Genomic DNA, 23,677 nt, shown 5'->3' with positions numbered 1-23,677 from the left:
AATAATGTGCAAATGTTCGGAAATAATCTGCAAAACCTGGAATAATTCGCAAAGATTTTGCACATTATTTCCGAATCCGTCCGAAATAATTTGAAAAAGGGATTCTGAAATAATGTGCTAATTTACAGCCATCACCCCCCGTCAGAGCCCCTCTCACCGAACATCTTACAAGGATTCAAACTAATCTTGTTTTCTAAGAGGCTGGTGATTTAAGGGGAAATACTGCTCTCCAACAATGTTTCTCAAACTAAAAAACCTTGCAACGTCATCATTTCATTCCTTGTGATTTCTCACCAATCGAGAGAATCTGTTGTTTTTCACCGGCCTTCTAAGTTATTTATGAATGAGAAACAGAGCGACTAGTGTACTTCGTTAATACCTGTAATAAACCCTCGTTGACCTTGCAGTTTTTAAATGCAAATGACTGCATAATCTCGTCAATTTTTTCCTCCGATAAACCTTTAAAAAGTTTGGCGTACGCCGGCTGAATCAATGCCCCGGTATACACTGTTAAAACGGCTTGAGAGAGGCAAGCAACGTTATGACTATGCACAATATCAGGGTCTCCAATCACTTCTTCTAGATGGGACGCCAATTCTTCAACCGCCTTTCTTGCTTTAAAGCCCGGAAGCCAAACCATCCAATCATCCGTATTTAATGCATGCTTCAGCTTAATAATCGGAGCGATCCGTTGCATATACTCTGATTCCGGATCAAGAGTGACGAGTCCCATTACCCCGACATCTTTATATGTCCATGTCGTCCAATGCGCTCCAAACTCTTCGAAAATACTAATTTGGTCGTCCATGGCCCGCAAACGGTCAGGAATTTCATTGGCCGGCCCATTATACACGGAACCAAACTCCCCTATCCAAAGCGGAACATGGTATTTTTCAGCAAACTTTGTGCCTTGGTGATTTTTAAACTCCTGCCTTTGTACTTCTTTATCCCAATATTTTCCTCCTGTGACACGGGCATTTTTTGCATCCGCCACCCCTGGATACGGCCCTGGCCCAAATCCTGCCGCCGTATAATTATGGCTACTATAAACGAGATTATCCGTAAACGGTGCTTCCAATCCCTCGAATAAAGTAGAATATCTATCACCTTCAAGAAAAATAATATGGTCTGGATCGATATTGCGCACAGCCTCGACTGCCCGCCGGTAAATACGGTTGATCCTGTCCCAATCTGGCTTGTAATTGTTAAAAAAAGTATGCGGATAATCCCCGTGGGGCGTATTCACGCAAGGTTCATTCATCAAGTTATAACCAGCAATCACCGCTCTTCCCCGATAACGGCGTGCGAACTCCTCCCATAATGCGACAAACCGGTCTTGGTACGTTCGGTCATGCCAAAACAGACTATGGCGAATATCATTATCTGAATGCCAGTGGGTATTTTGATATCCTTGAACAGCATGGAGATCTAAAATCACATATAACTCATGCTTCTCACACAAGTTGATGATGTGATCCAAACGTTCAAATCCGCTTTCCTTGTAAGTAAACGGGCGTTCGTCATCCTCAAAATGCCGATAATTCAATGGCAGACGAATAACATTGGCCCCCCAGCTCTTAATAAACCGGATATCGTCTTCTCCAAAGAAGTAGTGTTGCATTCTCTCAAACAAAAATTCAGCCTTCCCTTTTCCAATGACTTCAGCAACCGTATAGCGCAATGCATGCTCTGAACCGGTATAGCCATTAATAAAATCCTCCATATTCATCCAACCGCCGATACAAGTACCTCTTAATTGCACAGGATTTCCTTTTTGATCAGTAATCTTATTTTTAGTAACCTTAAGCATTTCCATATGTACCCCATCCTTTCTTCCACTTTTGCTTATTTTTTCATCGGACTGGTGTTCATCCAACCTTCATTTCATCCATTGGATCTGTTCCAATCAAAATCGACGGCCTTCAAAAACGCTCTTGCTAGAATCATATGTCCCGCAACAGACGGGTGAACGCGATCCCAAGCCAATGCCGCCGGATAAAGAGTCTTTAATACCTCGTTAAAAGCAGCCTGGGTATCGACGAATATACTGTTTGTCTCTTCGGCAATTTGTTTGACAACGAGACCGTACTCGTCCATGGTCCGGCGCATCGGATCGTGCTCATTCCCTTCGATATAAAACGGGGTCATAAGGATGATTCCCGTAACGTGCGGCTTCGTCTCCATCACAAGGCTGCGGAGCGTTTCTTCGTACTCATCCACGTACACATGTTTTTCTTTAATGAATGGTAAATCGTACTGCCGCCAAACATCGTTAATCCCAATCATGATTGATACCCAGTCCGGCTTTTGGGCAATCACATCCTCCTGCCATCTTGCTTTCAAATCCCGAACCGTATTGCCGCTGATTCCTTTATTGACAACCCGAATCCCAAGTTCCGGATAAACGGCTTGCAAAAGACCGTTGACATAGGATACATATCCTGTGCCTAACGCGCCGAATAATCCCTCCCCCTCTGGCTTGGCGCGATCGCAGTCCGTTATCGAGTCGCCAATAAACAACAGCTTCTGCCCTTTGCCAAGGATCATGTTTCTTTCCTCCTTCAATGATTACAAAAAATGAAAAATTGGTTTTTCCGAGAGAAAATACACAGGAATGGCCGGAAACATGGCCCTTAGCTTCTCAGCCAAGTATCTCATACCAGGCTCCTCGCTTTCTGCATGCCCTAACACTACCAATACGTGTTGCCTCCCTTGCTGTACGGCGTCTCGAACGTATTCCGGCGTTTCCCATTCAGGTCCTTCACCATAAATAATCGCGTCAAGCTTCTCTTTTTCAAACAACGGAATCGCCAACGATCCGTGGCCACGATAGCCGGCCAGCAGCGCGACACGCGTACATAAGGCCGAGATGTCCCCCGCAACCCTTATGAATGAAATGCCTAATCTTTCCTTTATTGTGCTGACCATCTCCGTAGCCGCCATCCTAGGAATTGTCAACATCGCAGCCGTCGGTTCGTATTTAGAAACATACGACTCCCACCCCAAAGCCCGGACTAAACCATCCACGATCCCGTCAGGCTGGTAGCGATGCCAGTAGTCGTGAAAACGATAAATCGCGATGCCTGACTCACGGATTAGGCGAACTTTTTCTTGATACACCGGGTCGTTTTTTACCGTTTCATCATGGTCAAGGTGACTATAAAACAACCCTTCATGAGTAATGAGAAGATTGGCTCCCATTCGGACAGCTTGCTCAATGACGCGATACGTAGGCATGAAACTGACGGCGATCCCCCTCACTTCCGTGCCCGGATCCCCATATTTAAGCGTATCTACTGTAGAGGAAAGGCGCTCTGCACCGGCTGTCAATCGTTCTATCACCGTTTGAACCGTAACAGTCATCGCTCTATTCCTTTCTGAAATTTGAATTCCTTCAATCGCTTGGGTTCGCTAAGTATGTTTACCCTATAAACTAATTTTATAAAGAATTTTTCAAACTTTCAAGCGTCTTTCTGCTACAGGAGGAACATCAATCCTTATTCCTGTCAGAATCCAGCTTTCCACACCATCGACGTCATGGTTCATATTCCTCTTCCTTCAAAGGTTGATGGCTGAATAAGCGAGCCCCACCGTCTTGATTTCTTTCTGAAAAACCTTCCTAGTAGGTCCTGCTCTTCCTCCCTGGCGTGAAGCGGTGAATCAACAGAGCGGATTTACCCAGACATGAAAATGACCGCTTCCGTTTTGACAATAATAAAAAAACTTAGTATATTTAATGTATAAACCAAGTTGGTGTTGTTAAAATAAAATCAGGTCAACCTCTCGACAACCATCGATCTTCTCGCGCAATCCGGCACTTATCTCGCTACGTTGACCACTAACAAAGAAAGGGAGTGGTAAGCGCTTTCTGTTTGTTCATGTCGTTTTGCGATGAATACTATAGAAAAAGTTAAGGAGGAGACCTGATCGTGTGGAAACCATCACGGAAAGCGATGATCGTTGGATTCTCGTTTATGCTGCTGCTTCCTTTGGGGATGACGAATGTATTGGCAAAAACGGAACCATCATACGCTAAAACGCCGCGAATCAGCGCATTGCACGCCCCTCAATTGGATCAGCGCTACAAAGATTCCTTCACTATTGGGGCGGCCGTTGAACCTTATCAGTTGCAAAACGAAAAAGACGTCCAAATGCTGAAACGCCATTTTAACAGCATTGTCGCTGAGAACGTTATGAAACCGATCAACATCCAACCCGAAGAAGGAAAATTCAATTTTGCTGAGGCGGATCAAATCGTCCGATTTGCTAAAAAACATCATATGGATATCCGCTTCCACACCCTCGTTTGGCATAGCCAAGTACCGCAATGGTTCTTTCTTGACAAGGAAGGCAAGCCGATGGTCAATGAAACGGACCCGGCAAAGCGCGAACAAAATAAACAGCTGTTACTGAAACGGCTCGAAACCCATATTAAAACGATTGTCGAACGGTATAAAGACGACATCAAATATTGGGATGTCGTGAACGAGGTAGTCGGGGATGATGGAAAATTGCGCAATTCCCCGTGGTATCAAATCGCCGGCATCGATTATATCAAGGTAGCATTCCAAACGGCGAGAACATATGGCGGCAACAAGATTAAACTGTACATCAACGATTACAATACCGAAGTGGAACCGAAGCGAAGCGCTCTTTATAACTTAGTGAAACAATTAAAAGAAGAAGGCGTTCCCATTGACGGGATTGGCCACCAGTCCCACATCCAAATTGGCTGGCCTTCTGAAGAAGAAATCGAAAAAACGATCAACATGTTTGCCGATCTAGGGTTAGACAATCAAATTACGGAGCTGGATGTGAGCATGTACGGCTGGCCGCCGCGCGCCTACCCGTCGTATGACGCCATTCCGGAACAAAAGTTTTTGGACCAAGCGGCTCGCTATGACCGATTGTTTAAGCTGTATGAAAAACTTGGCGATAAAATCAGCAACGTCACCTTCTGGGGCATCGCCGACAACCATACGTGGCTCGATAGTCGAGCAGATGTTTACTATGACGCTGACGGCAATGTGGTGGTAGACCCGAAAGCCCCGTACACGAGCGTGGAAAAAGGGAAAGGAAAAGACGCGCCGTTTCTGTTCGACCCCGAATACCACGTAAAACCTGCGTATTGGGCCATTATCGATCATAAGTGAGACTGATCGAAAAGGAAAGAGAGGGAGGTCGAAAGTAACGATCCCCTCTCTGTTTCTGTTTCAAGAAAGGTAGTATCTTTATTCCCTTAGCTCTTCGCTAAAAATTGTACTTGACAAGAAAATGAAAACCACATTCTTCTTTTTCACCAATTAATTCCTCACGCAATATGATGAGGTTTGTCTTTACAAGCCAAGTACATCCTTTGGCGAAACCATTCCCCTGTAAAAAAATCGACCTTTCTCCAAATCGGATTTTCATACGTGTCAAACCGGTTCGTTATGGCAACGCGCATTTCACCGACGGATGAGGTGAGTTTCCTCCTTTTCGCTGCAGGTCGCCTTGATCTGCCCATTTCACACGCATCATTTTATTTTCCTTGTTGCCACATTTCCTGCTTTTCCTCCATTTTTCGAAATACGCGCAATGCAGTGCCCATCACGACCAAAGCCATCGTGCTGATGCTGAAAAACGGAATCAGCCCAGGAATATACATGAGGACGAACAACAGAATTCCGAGGCCAATCAACATGACAAGTGTCATAAGCGGATTGGCCATTCCGATCAACAAAGCATACTTCATATATTGCCAGAAACGCAATTCGTAATGGACATAAAGCGGAAACACATACAACAATACAACGGTATAAAAAAGAAAAACGACGAGCAAGGCTACAGAAAATGGAAATTTCCATTCCGGCGAAACATGAGCGAGATAAAGCATATCAACGTAAAAAATATACCCCATTGCCAAAAGAAACAAACCGATCCGATTGGCTCGCCAAAATTCGCGCTTATACGTGCGGGCGAACGTTTTCAACACAGGAATCTCTGTATCGTGAAAAAATATCCATTTCCTTATAACGGTAAATAGCGCCACTGTCGCAGGAGCAATCCCGAAGATCACCAGCCCGATAATAGTAAAAAAAATCCACAACAAGTTAACGTATGCGAGCCTTGTCACCCATTCGCACGCCCGATAAAGCTTCCCGTCCAACAGACCAGTGCGCATCATTCATCACCTTTAATTTTTTTGCTAAAATCAGTATAACATAAGACGAAAAAAGAAGGGAGACTTTGTTTATTCTCCCTTCAAACTCCGGCATAAGCTAAAAATCCTCCGTCAACTGGGATCACAGTGCCGGTGACGAACCCGCTTGTTTGATCATCGACAAGCCAAAGAAGCGTTCCTAACAAATCTTCTGGTCTACCTAGCCGCCCCATTGGCGTATGCGCCAAGATTTTTTTTGTCCGCTCGCTATACGATCCATCGGGCTGCTTGAGCAAATGTTCGTTTTGCTTCGTCAAAAAGAACCCGGGGGCAATGGCGTTGACGCGAACCCCGACTTCGGCCACGTGCACGGCGAGCCATTTGGTGAAGTTTTCAATCCCCGCTTTGGCTGCGCTGTACGCCGGCACTTTCGTCATCGGGCGCGGGGCGCTCATCGAAGAAATATTGATAATCGTTCCTCCCCTACCGACCATCTGTTTCAGAAATTGCTGCGTCGGAATGATCGTCCCAAGAATATTGACGTCAAAAACATAAGAAAACCCTTCCGTGGTTAAGTCAAAAAATGTTGTTACTTCTTGATTTTCAAGATCAGCCATCTCTAACGTTTCCTTTGTGGTGATCCCCTGTGGATGGTTGCCACCCGCTCCGTTAATTAAAACATCGCAAGGTCCGTATACTTCCGCTACCGTTTCCGCCGCCCGCCTAACACGTTCAACATCGAGTACGTCACACGAAATAGCCAACGCCTCTCCCCCTTGTTCAACAATCTCATTCTTGACTTTTTCCGCTTTCTCCAATGTTCGATTCAAGATCACTACTTTCATCCCTTGACGGGCCAGCTCTTTTGCCATGCAGCTGCATAACACTCCGCCTCCGCCTGTGACAACCGCCACTTTTCCCTTTAGACTTGGATGGATGGGGAGCATGCTTTCTCTCCTTCCCGCTTTCTTTTCTCATTTTCTAAACTGTCCCAAATCCCGAGCAAATACATAATGCCGAGTGCCCGGTCATACAACCCGTAGCCGGGACGCGCTTGTTCCCCCCAAATCATCCGGCCGTGATCGGGACGGATGTATCCTCGAAAATTCGCTTCATGCAACGCTTTGACGATCTCACATATATTTAATGAACCGTCACAGCTCCGATGGGACGTTTCCTCAAAATCGCCGTTTTCATGAATCTCGATATTGCGTACATGAGCAAACGGCACGCGATCCATACGTAAAAAGTAGCGGAAAATCTCGGAAACATCATTGTCCGGATTGGCTCCAAGCGAACCGGAGCATAACGTTAACCCATTCGCCGGGCTGTCGACCAAGCGAACAATCCGATCTAAATTTTCCTTATTCGTCGCAATCCGCGGCAGCCCGAACACCGACCATGGAGGATCATCGGGGTGAAGCGCCATTCGAACGCCGCATTCTTCCGCGACCGGAATAATGTGCTCCAAGAAGTAACGCAAATGATCAAACAAATCGTCCTCTGTCACTCCTTTATAGAGGGCAAAAAGCGGTTTAATCGTTTTCAACCGTTCTGGCTCCCATCCCGGAAGCAAAAATCCATTTGCTCCATTTTCGATGCGTCGGATCATCTCCTCCGGAGCAATTTGTTCAATTTTTCGCTTCTCGTAGGCGAGCACTGTCGATCCGTCAGGACGCCTTTTCGCCAAATCGGAACGCGTCCAATCGAAAATGGGCATAAAATTATAACAAATCACTTTCACCCCAGCTTTCGCCAAGTTGCGGATCGTTTGTTTATAGTTTTCGATATACCGCTGCCGCGAAGGCAGGCCGAGTTTAATATCTTCATGAACGTTGACACTCTCAATAACCTCAAGGTGAAAGCCTTTTTCGTTCACTTGCCGTTTCAATTCCACTATGTCTTCTAGCGGCCATACTTCCCCGACCGGGATGTGATACAACGCCCCGACAATCCCTTCGACTCCGGGAATCTGGCGAATATGATCTAATGAAACCGTATCATAATCCTTGCCGAACCAACGAAACGTCATTCTCATGACACGTTCGATCCCCCATTCACACCAAATCAAAGTATTGTTTCGCATTGAAATAACAAATGTCTTGAACGATTTTTCCTAAAAACTCGTAATCTTGCGGAACCTCCCCTTTTTCAATCCAAGCCCCGATCTCATTGCATAAAATCCGGCGAAAATATTCATGGCGCACATAAGATAGGAAGCTTCTTGAGTCGGTCAACATCCCAACGAATGTGCTGAATAGGCCGACATTCGCTAGATCGCGAAGATGGCGAATGATGCCATCCCGATGGTCGTTAAACCACCAAGCTGCCCCAAATTGGACGTTCCCTTTTATTCCTTCGGCGGGAAAGTTGCCAATCGTTGACGCGACAATATAGTTGTAAGCGGGGTTTAATGTATACAAAATCGTTTTCGGCAACTGCCCTTCATATTCCAATCGATTCAGAAAAGCATTTAACGGCCGGGCCAGGAAAAAGTCGTTAATTGAATCGTATCCTGTATTCGGCCCCAACTGTTGAAACCGCTTTTGGTTTGTATTCCGAATCGAGCCTATATGGAGCTGCATCACCCACCCAAGAGAATGATATAAACGCGCTAAGAAACATAACGTGAACGTTTGATATTTTTCGTTCTCTTCTTGACTGAGAGCAAACCCCTCTTTTCTTTTTTGAAAAATGGCACTCGCCTCATCCAAGGTACATTCAGCGTACGGCATCGATTCGAGACCGTGATCGGCTATCCGACACCCTGAATCATGAAAATAGTAAACCCGGTTTTCGAGTGCTTGCAATAGGTGGCCATAACTGTCGATCGCCAGCCCGGCCGCTTCCCCTAGCTTGCTTACGTAATCGAAGAAGGACGAACGGTTAATCTCAAACACAGCATCAGGCCGAAATGATGGCACAACTTTCACCGAAAACGACGGGTCTTGGGCGATTTTTCGATGATCCATTAGGTCATCGAGTGGATCATCCGTTGTTCCGATCCATTCCACATTCGATTGAAGAATGAAAGAACGGGCCGAATACCCTTCTTGCTGGAGCAATTCGTTGCAATGAGTCCATATGTCCTTCCACGTTCGCTCGCTAAGCAAGGCATCAACTTGGAAATAGCGTTTTAATTCTAAATGCGTCCAATGATAGAGCGGGTTTCCGATGCAATACGGCACCGTTTTCGCCCATGCCTGAAATTTCTCCTCAGGCGAAGTGCTTCCGGTAATGTATTTTTCCTCCACCCCGAGCGCGCGCATCGCTCGCCATTTGTAATGATCTCCCTCAAGCCAAAGCTCTGTCATGTCGTGAAATCGTCGGTCCTCGGCAATCTCCTTCGCGCTTAAATGGCAATGATAATCAATGATCGGCAACCTTTTGGCATAGTCATGGTACAACACTTCGGCATGTTTGTTTTGCAACAGAAAATGGTCGTGAATGAATGCTGCCAAGAATCCGTTCCTCCTTCCTGTCCCTATATGCTCGGCACCGCGTTCGATCATCAGGAGAAAGAGCGGCCGTATCGATCGTTCGCACGCAAGGAACATCCTGTTGTTGGCAGTCAGATGAAGCTGCTTTGTTCTCACGTCAATGGTTTCGTTTAAGGGAGTATGCCGCTTCCAGTATCATTTCTCAAAGAAAACAATCCTGTAGCATCGGCCCTTCGGTGCACGCGTTCCCCATCGTTCAAGGGAAGCAGCGGTTTTTCGTCAGCCCTTTAGAGGGGCGGTGATTTCGTACAAAATACTTCTATTCCACCTATTTCTCCGTTAGAAAAGACTGGCGAAATCAACCTTCTTTTTTGACGAAATGCCACTGATTTGCTCGTGGCAGGCGTTTTTCACCGGCCTTTTAGACAAAATAATGAGGGTATTGCCTTTTCAGCACGTCTTTTTCAATCTCGACAAGACGCAAATGCTCCTCCATTACCTGTCGCACTTTTTCCGCCTCTTTATCCGCAATCAGACGGTAAATTTGTTTATGATGAGAAATAATAATGCTCCAATCCAAATTCGCGGACAACCGCAGCACACGCAAACGATTAAAATGTCCGTTGAGACTTTGGACCATCTTCCATGAACGCGACATCCGACAACCATCATAAATGAGTTGGTGAAATCGCTCGTCAAGTTCAAACAGCTCGAGAGAATTTCCTTTCTCGGCGCATAGCTCTTGCATCGCAATGTTTTTTTCCAACTCGAACAACTGGTCTTGACGAAACGTTTGACACGCCAGAGCCGCCACTTCCTTTTCAACAATTTCTCGAATAAACCTGCCTTCTTCCACGTGCTCCAAATTGATGCGTGAAACAATGGTGCCGCTTTGCGGAATGATATCAAGCAATTCTTCTTGCGCCAACTTTAAAAACGCCTCTCTGACTGGAGTGCGGCTAATATGCAGTTGTTCTGCGATTTCTTTCTCCGAAATTTTCGTGCCCGGTTCAAGCTCGAGACGCAAAATTTTTTCCTTTAGCATTTCATACAACTGATCGCGGGCCGATCCTCTGATCGAGCTTTTAATCTGTTGACTTTGTTGGGCGGTAAACATCATCGTTTCATTCTCCTTTTTGATCCAATATCCTCGTATGTCAGTGATAGATAAAATCGATGATTTCATTTTTTACCTATAGTAGTAAAAAAATAATTACTTTCCAAGTTTCCCACTACTTCCTCCTTTAGCGTTCTTTCTTCTTTCTGTCTGCACGGCCGAAACCCACTGGGCAGCGCGGGCGGCCACTTCTTCCCATTGCTCTTCGCTTACGCCACCCTTAGAGGGGACCAACGCATTTCCGACCCCCACAGCATCCACTCCCGCGTTGATATACTCTACAACCGTTTTGAACTGAATCCCCCCTGTGGCTATCAAGGGAATATGGGCAAGCGGCTCTTTTAAGCTGCGAATATAGCTCGGTCCAAATACATGGGCAGGGAACACTTTTACCATATCAGCACCATGTTGAAAAGCCGTGACGATTTCAGTTGGGGTTAATCCGCCAGCAATCATGACAACGTGGTGTTGCTTTGCAACCTCTATAACATCAATCGTGAGAGAGGGGGAGACGATAAATTGCGCCCCAGCAGCAATGGCCTGCCGAGCTGTTTCGGCATCCAGCACCGTTCCTGCCCCGATGACCATTCCCTTGCATTCGTACACCGCTCTTTCTAGAGCCTCGAGCGCTCGATCGGTTTCCATCGTAATTTCCAGAATCGGAATCCCTCCTCGTTGCAGCGCAGAAGCGATCGGAAGAATCCGATCTGGTGTCGCACCGCGGACCACGGGAACGATGCCGATGTCTTTGATCATTGCCAATGCATTCATCGAGATTTGCTCCTCCTTCACTCCTACCGAATCACATCTTCCCCTTGTTGTCCCATTAATCGTTCTACCTCATCTCGTTCAGGCATGCCTTCCGCATCTCCTTCAACCATCGTTGCCAGTGCTCCAACGGCATTCGCCCGTCGAACCGCTTCGGTCAAGGGAAGACCATCAAGCAATCCTGATAACAAACCAGCCGCAAATCCATCCCCCGCGCCAACAGGATCCACCACCTGTCCCACAGGGAACCCTGGCACATATTCGTGGTAGGTGTTCGTAAAATAATGCGCCCCACTGGCTCCTAACTTGATGACCACAAGAGATGCACCCGCAGTCAACAGCTGGTTTCCCCACTCTTCCACCGATTGGTCGCCAAGCAAAAACGCAGCTTCGGCAGCCCCGGGGAGAATGATATCCGCTTGAGCGGCGAGCTGAAGAAGCACCTCTCGCGCTTCCTCCACTTTAGGCCACAGCTTCAACCGGACATTCGGGTCAAAGACAATGTTCACTCCGTGGCGGCGAGCCATGGCCATGGCCGCAACGATCGTTTCATAACAATCCCTGCTAAGCGCCGGAGTAATTCCGGTAATATGCAAATACTTCGCCTTCGCGATATATTCCTCATCCAAATCATTAGGGGTTAACCGGCTTGCCGCCGATCCTTGGCGATAGTAATACACCCTCGTATCGCCCGGACGCCTTTTTTCCTTAAAGTAAATACCGGTTGGCGCCTTCGGATCCGTTTTCACTCGGCTGACATCCACGCCTTCTCCTTGCAGGAAAGACAAAATCGCTTTCCCAAACTCATCGTCTCCCACTTTGCTCATCCAACCGACACGGTGGCCTAAGCGGGCAAGGCCGACGGCCACATTCGCTTCCGCACCGCCGATTCGTCGTGTAAAAGTGAGCGCCTGCCTCATAAATCCACCGCCGATCGGTGTAAATACGGCCATCGCTTCCCCCATCGTGACGACGTCCATCTGATCCCTCCATTGCAACGATTTGTATATTATTCGGAAGAGTACGCTGTCATTTCACTATCATCTAAACCGACATAGGTGCTTGTTTCATCGCGAACGTGTTCAATCTCAATTAACGTCACTTCATTTTTGGATAGAGCGATAGATAAGTGAATCATGCCATCCATTGCCTTTTTTTGCTCTGTCGAGACATGAGGACGCGCAACTTGTCGCAACGTTTCCACCGCTTGCCGGTTTGGAAAGCGAGGCCGTCCCATCTGCTTCCAAACCCTCCAAGGGTTTCCGTACTGCTCATTCACCGTTTGTTGTTTGACAAACGCTACGGAAAACGGAACGGGAATGACTAGCTGCATCTCTTCGACCCATTCCTCCCCTTTCTCCATGACTAAGTTCCATAGCACAGCAGCGATCGACCCGTCTTTTCGCTTTGTCACGATCATGTTCGAATCGCGATAAAGCAACTCTTCACCGAGAGCTTGAAAGAACGTGAATGCATGAAAGGTTGGTTTTGGAATCGAATGAAGCGCCACTAAACCGAATCCGCCGTGGAATAATGCTTTCGGCACATCCATCTCCTCAAACACATCGCTAAACGTCCAATACGAAAACGAGTCAACGTAATCTCCCCCTTCGCTCAAAATGCGAGCGATGTATGCGGCATTGAGCGCCGTGTCATGAATCGGGTTGATCGGACTGTATGACGTATTATATTCCGTAATATGCAAAGGCAAATGCGGAAAAGGAGACTGGCGAATCAGCTGGCGCACCGCTTTGAATTGCTCTAGCATATCTTCAGGCGGCTCCAACTCTTGATAGTAATACTCAAACGTTTTCTTATGCGGGGCTTTCGACGTATAAGCATGTCGGCTGACAAAATCCACCGGCACTTTCCGTTCAGCGCAGAAGCAAAGAAAGTCCGTAATCCATTCATCGCTTCCTCCACAAATGGCCGGTCCCCCTACTTGCAGATGTGGATCGACGCTTTTTACCGCTCTCGCTGTTATTTCATAAAGCTTGAAATACTCTTCCTTATCCGCATCCTTCCAAAAGTTTACCAAATTAGGCTCGTTCCATACTTCAAACGGCCATGTCCGTACTTCCTCAATTCCGTACCGCTCTACAAAATGGGAAACGACTGCCACAATGAGATCTCGCCATTTGTCATAATCTTTTGGTGGGGTAACATTGCCTTTCCAATAAAAAACGGTTTGGTCTCCTGACGCAAGCGCATAGGGCATAAATCCGAGCTCAACAAATGGACGAATGTTCAAAGCTAGATACGAATCGAAAATCCGATCGATATACGTAAAGTTATAAAACGGCCTCATTTCCCCGTCGATTTCGACTTCCCGGTAAATTCCGACATCATCGGAAAGCAGCCCGTGACCGCGGATGTATTGAAATCCGATCTTCTCTTGCACGAGCTTTAAATGATCGAGATACTCTTTTTGCAAGGCGAGGCCAAGCCGCCCAGTGCCAACGCAAAATTTCCAGTTCTTTTTAAACTGCTCTTTCCCGTTGGCAGGCACGTGGATCACTTTCATGAATTCTCCCCCATTCATCGATAAATTTTCCGGCCATATTGATCATCGATCCCTGACTTTCGATAAAAATACGTATTAATGACATCGCGCCACTCTTTGGCATGTTCCACTTGCATCGTCAACCGTTCCAATACATCTTGGTACCGTTTCGCGTCCATTTTCCCCTCCAGCTGTTCCCAACATTTCTTTAACTGTTCCGCCTGCTCAACCCCTTCAAAATGCGTATTGTAAATGTGTTGAATCACTGTTTCTCCAGAGTGCAGCCGATGCGTGTACGGAACGTGATGGAAAAATAAAAGCAGCTCATCAGGACACGTATCTAGCGATTCATACATCGCCGCATTCTCCGGAAAATATTGCGCCGTATATCCGGTCCCTGTCGCAACTGTCCGATCCACTCCGATTCCATCACGGTCAGCATAGTGGTACGTTCCCCAGTGCGAGTATTCATATCCGTCCACATTTGGCCCGTAATGGTGCCCCGGGTTCACCATCCAACCAACACCGAGCGGAGAGGTGTAATTTTCATAGATGTTCCAAGAAGCAAGAAGCATCCAACAGATCGTCGCAATCACGTCTGGATCGTCCCCAAACGTTTGCGCAATCCATTCGCGGGCAATCTCTTCGGCAGACAAATCCGGATTCCAAGCGAGCCGCCCAAATCCGTACAAGTTCGCTTGCGCCAATGTATGCCCGGTCCAGTTTGGGTCATTTCCAATATTGGACACTCCCGCCATCCCGCTATATTGATAGCCAAATAGTGAGCCGCCAATGACCTTTTTTACTTCCGATCCTTTTCCTTTCGCATACGTATCAAAATCGAGCACTTCTTTCCACTGCGGGATCAAGAAACATAAATGTTTTTGTTGCCCCGTGTATTCTTGAGTAATTTGCACTTCCATCATTTGATTCGTTTTCGGCATGGCCCCGAACAACGGAGAAACCGGCTCCCTTACTTGAAAATCCATGGGACCGTTCTTAATTTGCAAGACGACATTCTCACGAAACTGTCCATCGAGCGGTTTGAAGTGATCATACGCCGCTTTGGCCCGATCGGTCGTTCGATCACGCCAGTCTTGCTGACAGTTATATACGAAACATCTCCAAACAACGAGGCCGCCAAACGGCGCCAACGCCTCTGCCAACATATTGGCCCCTTCCGCATGACTGCGTCCATAGGTGAACGGGCCGGGGCGAAACTCGGAATCGGCCTTAACGACGAAGCCGCCAAAATCAGGGATGTAACGGTAAATCCGCGCCACCGTCTCCTTCCACCACCGCTGTACATCCCGATCAAGCGGATCCGCGGTCGAAAGCCCCCCAATTTCTACAGGGCTGGCATAGTTAATGCTCAAAAACAATTTGATGCCATACATTCGAAAAATATCAGCCACTTGCGCCACTTCCGGCAAAAACTCTTCCGTAATTAATTTGGTTTCCAGTTTGTGAACATTCACATTATTGATCGAAATGGCATTGATACCAACCGAGGCAAGCAACCGAGCATAGTCTTTGATCCGCTGTTTTTGTTTCACAAACTGACCGTCGACAAAGAAAATGGATTGTCCGGCATATCCGCGTTCAATGCTGCCGTCCATGTTGTCCCAATGATTGATCATGCGCAATTTATTGCTTGGCTGCTCGACGATCGATACATCGTCCACATTCTCTTTCATCTGCAATAGACGGAGGAAATGAAACACCGCATACAAAACACCTTTGTCTGTCCGCCCGACGATGTAGATGCGTGATTGCCCATTACGGACGTCGGAGCGGATGACATATCCTTCTGGATGAATAATCGTTGCCCTTTCCCTGTCGCGCGATTGATGTTTCAACTCCTCATCGTCAAATGTGCCAAGCCAAATGAAGCTTGTTTGTTTCGCCTCCCGCACCACTTGCGGCTCACAACCAAACATCGATATGATGCCAGTTCGTAACTCTTCGACTGCAGCACCGAAGATCGGAGACTCTCCTTTTGCTACGATCGTTGTAAACAGCGATTGATTATCTTCATACTGATCATTTTTCGCATATCTTAGCCAGCAAGGTTCGTATTCCGTTACCATGTTCACTTCCCCCTCTTATTCCTTTTCCGCCCCTAAGACAATCCCTTTGACGAAAAACTTTTGCACAAACGGATAAACGATCAGCATCGGCAACGCTGCGATAAAAATTTGCGCGGCTTTTACCGTCCGTTCAGACAAATTTTGCAACGTTTCTGCGTCAACACTCATTTTGGTAAAATCTTGTTGGACAATAATCGTTTGCAAGAAAGTCGACAACGGGTAATGCTTAACATCGGACATATAAATCATCCCGTCAAACCATGAATTCCAATGGAATACCATCGTAAACAGCGAAATCGTCGCAATCGCTGGAACAGAAATCGGTAAATAAATTTTCCAAAAAATCGTAAAGTGATTTGCTCCGTCCATCAAAGCAGCTTCCTCAAGCGATTTGGGCACTGAAGTACGGAAAAAATTCACAAGCAAGATTAAGTTGAACGAACTGACGGCAGACGGCAAAATAAGCGCCCAAATCGTATCCGTCAACCCAAGCTTTGTCACAACCATATAGGTCGGTACAAGCCCGCCATGGAACAGCATCGTAAAAACGAAAAACCACATATAAATTTTTCGTCCGCGAAATGCCTTGTCACTTTTGGACAACGGATAGGCTGCACACAACATAACGGCCATGGAAATGGCTGTCCCTAATACGACCCGTAAAAACGAATTCCAGAGAGAGCGCAAAAAGTTTTCGTTTCCAATCGTTTTTTCGTACGCATCTAGCGTAAAATCGACAGGCCAAAACCCGACCAAATTGGCCGTTGCTGCTGCGCTGCCGCTAAAAGAAACAGCTAAAATATGAATAAGAGGCAAAATACAAAGCAACGCAGCAACCGTTAAAAAGGTATAGTTAAAAATAGTAAATATTTTGTAGGACAAGCTTTTTTGATAATGATGATTCATATGCCTCCCCTCCCTTAAAAGATTTTATAGTTGGCATACTTATAAGCAAGGCGATATCCTATCACCACTAAAATAAAGCTAATGATCGATTTAAATAACCCAACGGCCGTCGCATAGCTAAAATCCCCGTTTAAAAGACCAACGCGGTAAACGTACGTGTCAATAATATCGCCCGTTTTGTAAACAAGGGGGTTATACAAGTTTAAAATTTGGTCAAACCCAGCATTTAAAATGTTTCCTAACGATAAAGTCCCCACAACGATAATAATCGGCAACATGGAAGGCAACGTAATGTAAATGGTTTGCTGCCAGCGATTCGCCCCATCCACAATGGCGGCTTCATACAACGACGGATTGATTGAAGTAAGAGCAGCTAAAAACACGATCGTATTGAATCCACATTCTTTCCAAATATCAGTCACGACAACGACTGTGCGAAACCAATCATTATCACCGAGAAAGAAAATCGGTTGTACACCAAACAAGGATAAAAAACGATTGACAATTCCCCCTTCAGGCGAAAGCATATCAATCAAAATTCCCCCAAGAATGACCCAGGATAAAAAATGTGGTAAATATACTATCGTTTGAACTGTTCGTTTAAACTTCATCATATACACTTCATTGAGCAGCAATGCAAAGGTCAGTGGCACCCCAAGATTAAAGATGATCTTAAGAGTAGAAATAACCAACGTATTCCATATGACTTGTCGGGCATCTTCATATTCGAACATGGTCTTAAAGTGTTCGAAGCCAACCCAAGGTGAATGTAAAAATCCGAGCCATGGCTCATAATCTTGAAACGCCATCACCAATCCAAACATTGGAATGTACTGAAAAATGAATACAATAGCAAGGGCTGGAAGCAACATCGCATGCAACTGCCACGTTCCTCTTCTTTTCGGCGTTTTTTGTACTTCAAGGGCGGCCGTTTGCTTTTTTACATTCACGGCGGACTGCATCGGTTCTCCCCCTTTCAACTTCTCAGCACCATCATTTGTGAAAAAGACAGGTGCGGACATCGGTGGTTTACGGTCTGTATTCCGTCCGCACCATGATCAAAAACAGTTACTTCGCCTTCTTTACTGATTGATACCATTCATTTACTTCTTTTGTAATCTCTTTACCGCCAGATTCTTCCCATTTTTTCACGAATTCGTCAAATGCACTAAGAGGAGCCCGACCATAAATAATGTTAGCGAACGTCTCCCGCTCCATTTTCGTCAAAAATTCCCCTCTTTTTTGCATCGTCTTCGTTGGAGGTCCTGTAAATTCATTTTCAATACGGTATTGATTTTGTTCATTGACAATTGTAGCCGCTTTCATAAATGATTCGCCTAGAGCTACAATGCGTGTATACTCATAGGCGTTTTTCGGTTGACGTTTCGTTGTATACAATTCTTCTACAAGATCATAAAGCATATACGGAACCGTCGGAATCGCCTCAGTGATGAAATAAGCACCCGGGTCTATCCTTCCACCTGGAATTTGTTTGTCGTCATAAACAGGTTTTCCATCCTTTAGAACATAATCGTATCCCTCAGCCAACCCATATTTAAAATATTTCGAGTCGTTGTACACATAAGCATAAGCTTCATCTAAGTATTGGAAAAATTTATCCATATGTTTAAAATCCTTACTAAACAAGAACATGCCGGTCACTAATCCCTCACCGCGTCGACCAATTTTTCCGTCCGGACCGCTCGGTAGCGGATACGGCTCAACTACGGCTCCCGGATTATTTTTCAATGCGTCCGTGATCGGCCAACCAGCTGCCCAAGGCGGAGCAGAAATAATCCCGGACTTCCCAGCAACAAAACTTTCAATGGCCGTTTGTTCATCTAAAATACCTACTTCTTTATCCAAGTACCCCTTTTTATACCATTCGTTCAATTTTTCTAGAGCCTTTTTCATAGACGGTTGAACGGAACCATAGACCAAAGAACCGTCTTCTCCTTTTGACCATGAGCCTGGCACATAATCGCCGTAAGCACCGAAAATAAAGCTGCCATCCGCCAGCCATGTCGCCAAGCCATTTTTGCTTGCCAACGTTAAGCCGATTGTATCCTTTTTTCCGTTTCCATCCGGGTCTTTGTTGACAAACGCATCCATAATTTTTTCAAGATCTTCAATCGTTTTTGGTGGCTGGAGTCCTAACTTATCAAGCCAATCTTTGCGAATCCAAAGCAAGGAGTCTGAACCATTTCCTCCAGAAAAACGCGGAATTCCATAACGTTTTCCGTCGACCGTAGCCGGATAAAACGCTTCGGGAAATTGCTCATAAATTTTCTTCAATCTCGGTGACGCATATTTCTCAATGGCCTCATCGACAGACATCACTTTTCCTGAACGAATTAAATCATTGATTAATTGTCCATCTGATACTTTGAATACATCAGGCAGTTTTTGACCGGAAGATAGGGCTAGGCGAATTTTATTGTGGTATTGCTCATCGTTCGGAGCTGTCCATAGTGTTTTCCATTTAATCCCTAGCTCTTTTTCCGACCACCGTGTAATCGGGTTGTTATTAAGATCTTCTCCGTCTCGAAATTTTGTATCATCTTTTAGCGTACGCACGGTTGTAATCGTGACTTTTCCATCTTTTGATTCACTAGATCCGCCGGATGAAGCGGATTCATTGTCTGTACATCCCGCAAGCATGCTAGCTGCCAACACAGTTGCCGTTAAAGTAGCAAACACCTTTTTTAACACCTTTCTCCCTCCAATCCCATTTTCTTGATCCCCCTTGCTCACAACCACCGTAAGGAAAGCAATCTCGGTCTCTCTTTAAATAAATCCCCCCTTTCAGGTCTGGAAGGTAAGCGATTTCAAATAAAAAATTTATAAATTTAGCCGAAACCTCTACTTTCCTGCGGTCTGTTTCAAATGGAGGAGGATAGCAGCCACTTTCCTTTTTGATGAATCGTACGCCCACCAAAAGAACCCTCGTTTTTCACTACTTTCTCTCTTTGGCTATACAAATTCGATTATCAATCATAAAATTACCATTCTAATATACTAGTTTGAAAATACTACGTTGCAATAAAGAATTCCTGATTGTTCGTTTCGGTTTTCATCCAAGTACAGGCTTGATCGGACCGAACGAGGCGGTTGATCAGTGGGATGAAAAACAAAATTTCAACTATATAGGTTGTAATAAAGAATTTCCGATCTCCATGTCCCGTCTTTATCACCTGACAAGCTGGCACGGTGACAAGAAGAGCGAACAATACCATGGAAAACAAAATGGCAACTTATATAGTTCAAAAAGCAAATGCACAATCTTACACGATATTTGCTTACTAGTAATACTAGTATACTAGTTTTTATCTTCATTATAAAGAAAACCCTTCCTATATTCAATACTTTTCTGAAAGTTTTTTATTATAATGGAAGAGGGGGAGAGCTAAGCTCTATTTTCCCCTCTTCACTATATGTTTAGGGGACAGGTGATTGACTCGCGCAACCGCTTCCCGGAATCGTTTCTCAAGTAGAAAAACCTTGGCAGCACCAGCCCCTATTTTCGTCCCTTCGCCCATCGATCAAGGAAAACAGCGGTTTTTCACCAACCTTTTACATATTCACCACCCGCCAAAAAGCCGGTTTGGGGTTGTGTTGTTCATCGAACAAAAGGGGCCAATTTTTTCTTCCTTGCACAGGGAAATGGTCAAGCCACGTGTGGTCATCGGCAATTCCCCAAAACGTGACATTTTGAATGACATCACGATATTCCTTGAAGAGAGAGAAAATTTGCTCGTACCGCTCTGCCTGCCGTTCGACCATTTCGTTTGTAGGAGCAGCCAAGTCCTTTCGATGATCGTCAAATTCAAACATCGATATATCAAGTTCGGTAATATGGAGAATGACTCCGACAGACGCATATCGCTCAATCGCCGCGCGAATTTCATCAAGCGTCGGGCGGTTCAGGCTCCAGTGCGCCTGCATGCCGATGCCGTGAATGGGAATTCCTTTGTCACGCAAAGATTTTACTAGTGTGTAAATTTTCTCGCGTTTTTCCGGAAAACATTCATTATAGTCGTTGTAAAACAGCAACGCCTCTGGGTCTGCTTCATGGGCATAAAGAAACGCCTGCTGAATAAAATCATCGCCGATGATTTGTCGCCACGTTGAGGAGCGCAGCCATTCGCTCCCCTCATCGGCGACCGCTTCGTTGACGACATCCCAACAATAGACTTTCCCTTTGTATCGCTGTACAACCGTGGAGATATGAGATTTCATCCGTTCCAGCAACACATCTCTGCCGACGAAATGCCCTTGGCTGTCTTGAAACACCCAGCTCGGGGTTTGGTTATGCCATACGAGCGTATGTCCGCGAACGGCCATGTGATGAGAACGGGCGAAGTCGATGATTTGATCGGCGATGTCGAACGTAAACCGCCCCTCCTCTGGCTGAAGATGTTCAAACTTCATATGGTTTTCGGCGGTAAGGCTGTTTACATGGCGGATCAACAGCGATTGTTGGGCTTCTAGCGTCACTGGATTGACTGCTGCCCCGATGCGAAAATCATTGGCAAACACTTCGCGAAGGGACGGGATGGATGAGCACATCGTTATTCTCCCTCCTCAAGCCACAAAATACTTGTCACGCCGCGCGGGTAATATTTGCTGCCGGTAATTTCACCCGCGATGATTTGATCACTCCAGCTCCAAATGGATAATGTCGGATGGGTGAGCCAAGCGACATGGGCGGCATCGGCCCGTTTGCCTTGTTCATCCCATTCCCAGCCTAAAATATGACGGGCAATGAACTGACATAGGTAAATTTTGCTTAACCAAGAGTTGTTGCTCGTTGAAGAAATTTTCCAGCCTCCATCCGGGAACAGGCAAATTCCTTCCCGCAACACGTATTGCAAATGGTTGCGCAACGCTTGAATATATGCTCCAAAGCGTCCGTTTTCGTCCAAGGCCTCATGGCAATTGGTGAAATAAGGGAACACAAGTCCCTCAATGGCGGGAATGATTTTTGAGTCGTTTCCTTCTCCCATGACCGCCGGAATATACCCGTCATCGGTTACATGGCTGACGATCGTCGCGGCGCATTTTTCCGCCTGCTCTCCCGCCAGTGCGGCCAATTCTTCCTTGCCGACATCACGGAACAATTTCTCAAGCGCTACATAGGCCGCCCAACATTTACCTGCTAAATATAAATTGTTGCGGGCTTGGCCGAGGGAAACGTCCAAACTGTCATATGTCGTAATTTCCGCCCCGCCCATCGTGCGGGTGCTGTCGAGTCCCATTACGCCATTTCGTTGTTCCGGATCGGGATGATCGCGGCGAACCATGCTTTCTAGGCATTGCTCCAAAATAGCAAGCCGCTTGTCGCGCCATGCCCAGTCTTTCGTTTGTTCAATGTACACCGCCGCGCAAAGCACCCAGTTGACAAGCTGTTCGTGCGTCATGTGCGAGAAGCAGCCGCTAATGCCATACAGCTCGTATGACGAGTAGTGCGGGCGCGAGAACGTATTGGCTACTCCCATGTCGTGAGTAAAACTGATGCCGCCCGGATATTCTGTCTCTTCTCCCGGAAAACGAACGCGATCCTCGTAACTGTAGCGCTCGACGTACAAATCGAGAACATTTTTGACCGTCCATGGATTCAGTTTCAGTTCAAAAAAGAGTTGGTCAACGGTCAAATCAAACGTATTCATCATCCGGTACTCGCCTTCGTTGACCACCCAAATCGGTTTCCCCTCGTGCTCTAACAGCTGCGTATTGCCGTAGTAGCTGCGAATGGCGTGCGCCATCATAAATGTTTGATCATCGGACAGCCATTCTTTTTCAATCAGCTTATTGGAACGGAACGATTGCTCCTTCAATACTTCCGCCTGCTCCAGGGCATAAAGGCCGACTTCCTCAATATTTTGAAAGAAACGGGTATAAAAATAGGAAGCATCCATTCCCGCCGTCACGTACCCGCCTCGGTAAAAACAAACCGCAAATTGATAAGTTTTCTTTTCGCCTGCCAGCACATCGACAATTAAGGCGCCCACTTTGCCAAGCCCAAACGTCCAGTTTTCTTCCAGCTGTGCCGTTAAAATATCTTCCATGCTAAAATGCAACGCGGAGCGAACATCCTCGTCTTTGGAAACGATGCCAACCATTCGCCCTTGCCCAACCCCGCGCAGTTGCGGGCATGTGTCATCGATCCGCCGCATCGAAGTATACGGATCGGTGCCTTCGAACCCGAAAAACGCCCGCCGGGCCTTTGTTCCATTTGTATTATCAATCGTCATCTCCACGATGACAGCTGGAACCAACGCCAGCTTGAGTTCTTCCTCGTCCGCGGTTTCCGGATCTGGCACCGCTTTTACAGGAGAATAAATCGTAAACGTTAAATCTCCAGCCTTCCATGTATCTGTGGCCACATGAAATTCACGTTGAATCGCCTCTTTGGCAAATGGGATTAGAATGTTCGGTTTTTGCGGATTCGGGTCGGGATTTTCGATGTCATACCGTTTGCTTTCATCTTCTTCGTCTGTTTCCAAAAACGGAAGGACATGATATAAGCCCGATTCATGTAACGATTCGACACCAATCAATACGTTTTGCCGCGGGGGACGGGCGAGTTCAAGATCCAATCCCCCGCTTTTTCCTGGAAACCCTAATGTAAAGCTGGCAAACGCTCCAACCGGTGAGTGGTGGGCGTTGAAAAATTGATTGGTTGGCATGAATCACTCACTCTCCCTTTTT

At 46.2% G+C, this 23,677-nt stretch carries 18 protein-coding genes; 1 reads left to right on the top strand and 17 read right to left on the bottom strand.

The window, feature by feature from the left end; all coding sequences use genetic code 11:
* Positions 1-337 precede the first annotated feature (337 nt).
* The 3 genes from ETC05_RS15595 to ETC05_RS15585 are packed head-to-tail and all read right to left on the bottom strand — an operon-like array spanning position 338 to position 3,363.
* Positions 338-1,876 carry a cellulase family glycosylhydrolase gene (locus ETC05_RS15595; protein ID WP_202807095.1) on the bottom strand — a complete coding sequence of 513 codons (1,539 nt, stop codon included), beginning with the start codon at positions 1,874-1,876 and terminating at the stop codon, positions 338-340.
* Positions 1,877-1,884: 8 nt separating this feature from the next.
* Positions 1,885-2,547, bottom strand: a complete 663-nt coding sequence (locus ETC05_RS15590) for an SGNH/GDSL hydrolase family protein (protein ID WP_031409246.1) — start codon at positions 2,545-2,547, stop codon at positions 1,885-1,887.
* A gap of 21 nt (positions 2,548-2,568) precedes the next feature.
* The gene (locus ETC05_RS15585) at positions 2,569-3,363 is read right to left on the bottom strand and encodes a Nif3-like dinuclear metal center hexameric protein (RefSeq protein ID WP_031409244.1); all 795 of its coding nucleotides are present in this window, start codon (positions 3,361-3,363) and stop codon (positions 2,569-2,571) included.
* Between the two features lie 566 nt (positions 3,364-3,929).
* Between ETC05_RS15585 and ETC05_RS15580 the strand changes: the two genes are divergently transcribed.
* Positions 3,930-5,153 (top strand): endo-1,4-beta-xylanase, encoded by a 1,224-nt coding sequence (locus ETC05_RS15580; protein WP_171661384.1) that lies wholly within the window; start codon positions 3,930-3,932, stop codon positions 5,151-5,153.
* Positions 5,154-5,521: 368 nt separating this feature from the next.
* On the opposite strand, the gene ETC05_RS15575 is transcribed toward ETC05_RS15580, so the two are convergent.
* The 14 genes from ETC05_RS15575 to ETC05_RS15510 all read right to left on the bottom strand — a co-directional run bounded on the left by ETC05_RS15575 (position 5,522) and on the right by ETC05_RS15510 (position 23,655).
* Entirely contained in the window at positions 5,522-6,163 is a 642-nt protein-coding gene (locus tag ETC05_RS15575; protein WP_033012676.1) for a YesL family protein, read from the bottom strand.
* An 80-nt stretch (positions 6,164-6,243) separates the two neighbouring features.
* On the bottom strand, positions 6,244-7,089 hold the full coding sequence (locus tag ETC05_RS15570) for an SDR family oxidoreductase (protein ID WP_031409238.1): 846 nt from the start codon (positions 7,087-7,089) through the stop codon (positions 6,244-6,246).
* Positions 7,065-8,180 carry a mannonate dehydratase gene (uxuA, locus tag ETC05_RS15565; RefSeq protein ID WP_031409236.1) on the bottom strand — a complete coding sequence of 372 codons (1,116 nt, stop codon included), beginning with the start codon at positions 8,178-8,180 and terminating at the stop codon, positions 7,065-7,067. The genes ETC05_RS15570 and uxuA overlap by 25 nt, the downstream gene beginning before the upstream one ends.
* 19 nt (positions 8,181-8,199) lie before the next feature.
* Positions 8,200-9,603: a glucuronate isomerase gene (gene uxaC / locus ETC05_RS15560; RefSeq protein WP_171661383.1), complete on the bottom strand. Its 1,404-nt coding sequence runs from the start codon at positions 9,601-9,603 to the stop codon at positions 8,200-8,202.
* A gap of 400 nt (positions 9,604-10,003) precedes the next feature.
* On the bottom strand, positions 10,004-10,702 hold the full coding sequence (locus tag ETC05_RS15555; protein WP_031409232.1) for a GntR family transcriptional regulator: 699 nt from the start codon (positions 10,700-10,702) through the stop codon (positions 10,004-10,006).
* A 93-nt stretch (positions 10,703-10,795) separates the two neighbouring features.
* Positions 10,796-11,470: a bifunctional 4-hydroxy-2-oxoglutarate aldolase/2-dehydro-3-deoxy-phosphogluconate aldolase gene (locus tag ETC05_RS15550; protein WP_033012552.1), complete on the bottom strand. Its 675-nt coding sequence runs from the start codon at positions 11,468-11,470 to the stop codon at positions 10,796-10,798.
* A gap of 23 nt (positions 11,471-11,493) precedes the next feature.
* Entirely contained in the window at positions 11,494-12,447 is a 954-nt protein-coding gene (locus ETC05_RS15545; protein ID WP_171661382.1) for a sugar kinase, read from the bottom strand.
* A gap of 29 nt (positions 12,448-12,476) precedes the next feature.
* Positions 12,477-13,991 carry a GH39 family glycosyl hydrolase gene (locus tag ETC05_RS15540; protein WP_171661381.1) on the bottom strand — a complete coding sequence of 505 codons (1,515 nt, stop codon included), beginning with the start codon at positions 13,989-13,991 and terminating at the stop codon, positions 12,477-12,479.
* 14 nt (positions 13,992-14,005) lie between these two features.
* Positions 14,006-16,060 (bottom strand): alpha-glucuronidase family glycosyl hydrolase, encoded by a 2,055-nt coding sequence (locus tag ETC05_RS15535; protein ID WP_044743641.1) that lies wholly within the window; start codon positions 16,058-16,060, stop codon positions 14,006-14,008.
* A gap of 15 nt (positions 16,061-16,075) precedes the next feature.
* Positions 16,076-16,966 (bottom strand): carbohydrate ABC transporter permease, encoded by an 891-nt coding sequence (locus ETC05_RS15530; protein WP_031409223.1) that lies wholly within the window; start codon positions 16,964-16,966, stop codon positions 16,076-16,078.
* Positions 16,967-16,980: 14 nt separating this feature from the next.
* The gene (locus ETC05_RS15525; RefSeq protein WP_171661380.1) at positions 16,981-17,928 is read right to left on the bottom strand and encodes an ABC transporter permease; all 948 of its coding nucleotides are present in this window, start codon (positions 17,926-17,928) and stop codon (positions 16,981-16,983) included.
* Positions 17,929-18,034: 106 nt separating this feature from the next.
* Complete coding sequence (locus ETC05_RS15520; protein WP_171661379.1) at positions 18,035-19,678, bottom strand: extracellular solute-binding protein; 1,644 nt, start codon at positions 19,676-19,678, stop codon at positions 18,035-18,037.
* Between the two features lie 861 nt (positions 19,679-20,539).
* Positions 20,540-21,535: an endo-1,4-beta-xylanase gene (locus tag ETC05_RS15515; protein ID WP_031409217.1), complete on the bottom strand. Its 996-nt coding sequence runs from the start codon at positions 21,533-21,535 to the stop codon at positions 20,540-20,542.
* Positions 21,536-21,537: 2 nt separating this feature from the next.
* A complete protein-coding gene (locus ETC05_RS15510; RefSeq protein WP_031409215.1) occupies positions 21,538-23,655 on the bottom strand; it encodes a glycoside hydrolase family 52 protein in 2,118 nt (705 codons plus the stop codon).
* Between the last annotated feature and the right edge of the window lie 22 nt (positions 23,656-23,677).

This window comes from Geobacillus sp. BMUD (genome assembly GCF_013096845.1).
Taxonomy (GTDB): Bacteria; Bacillota; Bacilli; order Bacillales; family Anoxybacillaceae; genus Geobacillus; species Geobacillus vulcani.
Note: the sequence above shows the minus strand (reverse complement) of the source record. Positions and strands in the feature narration are given on the sequence as shown.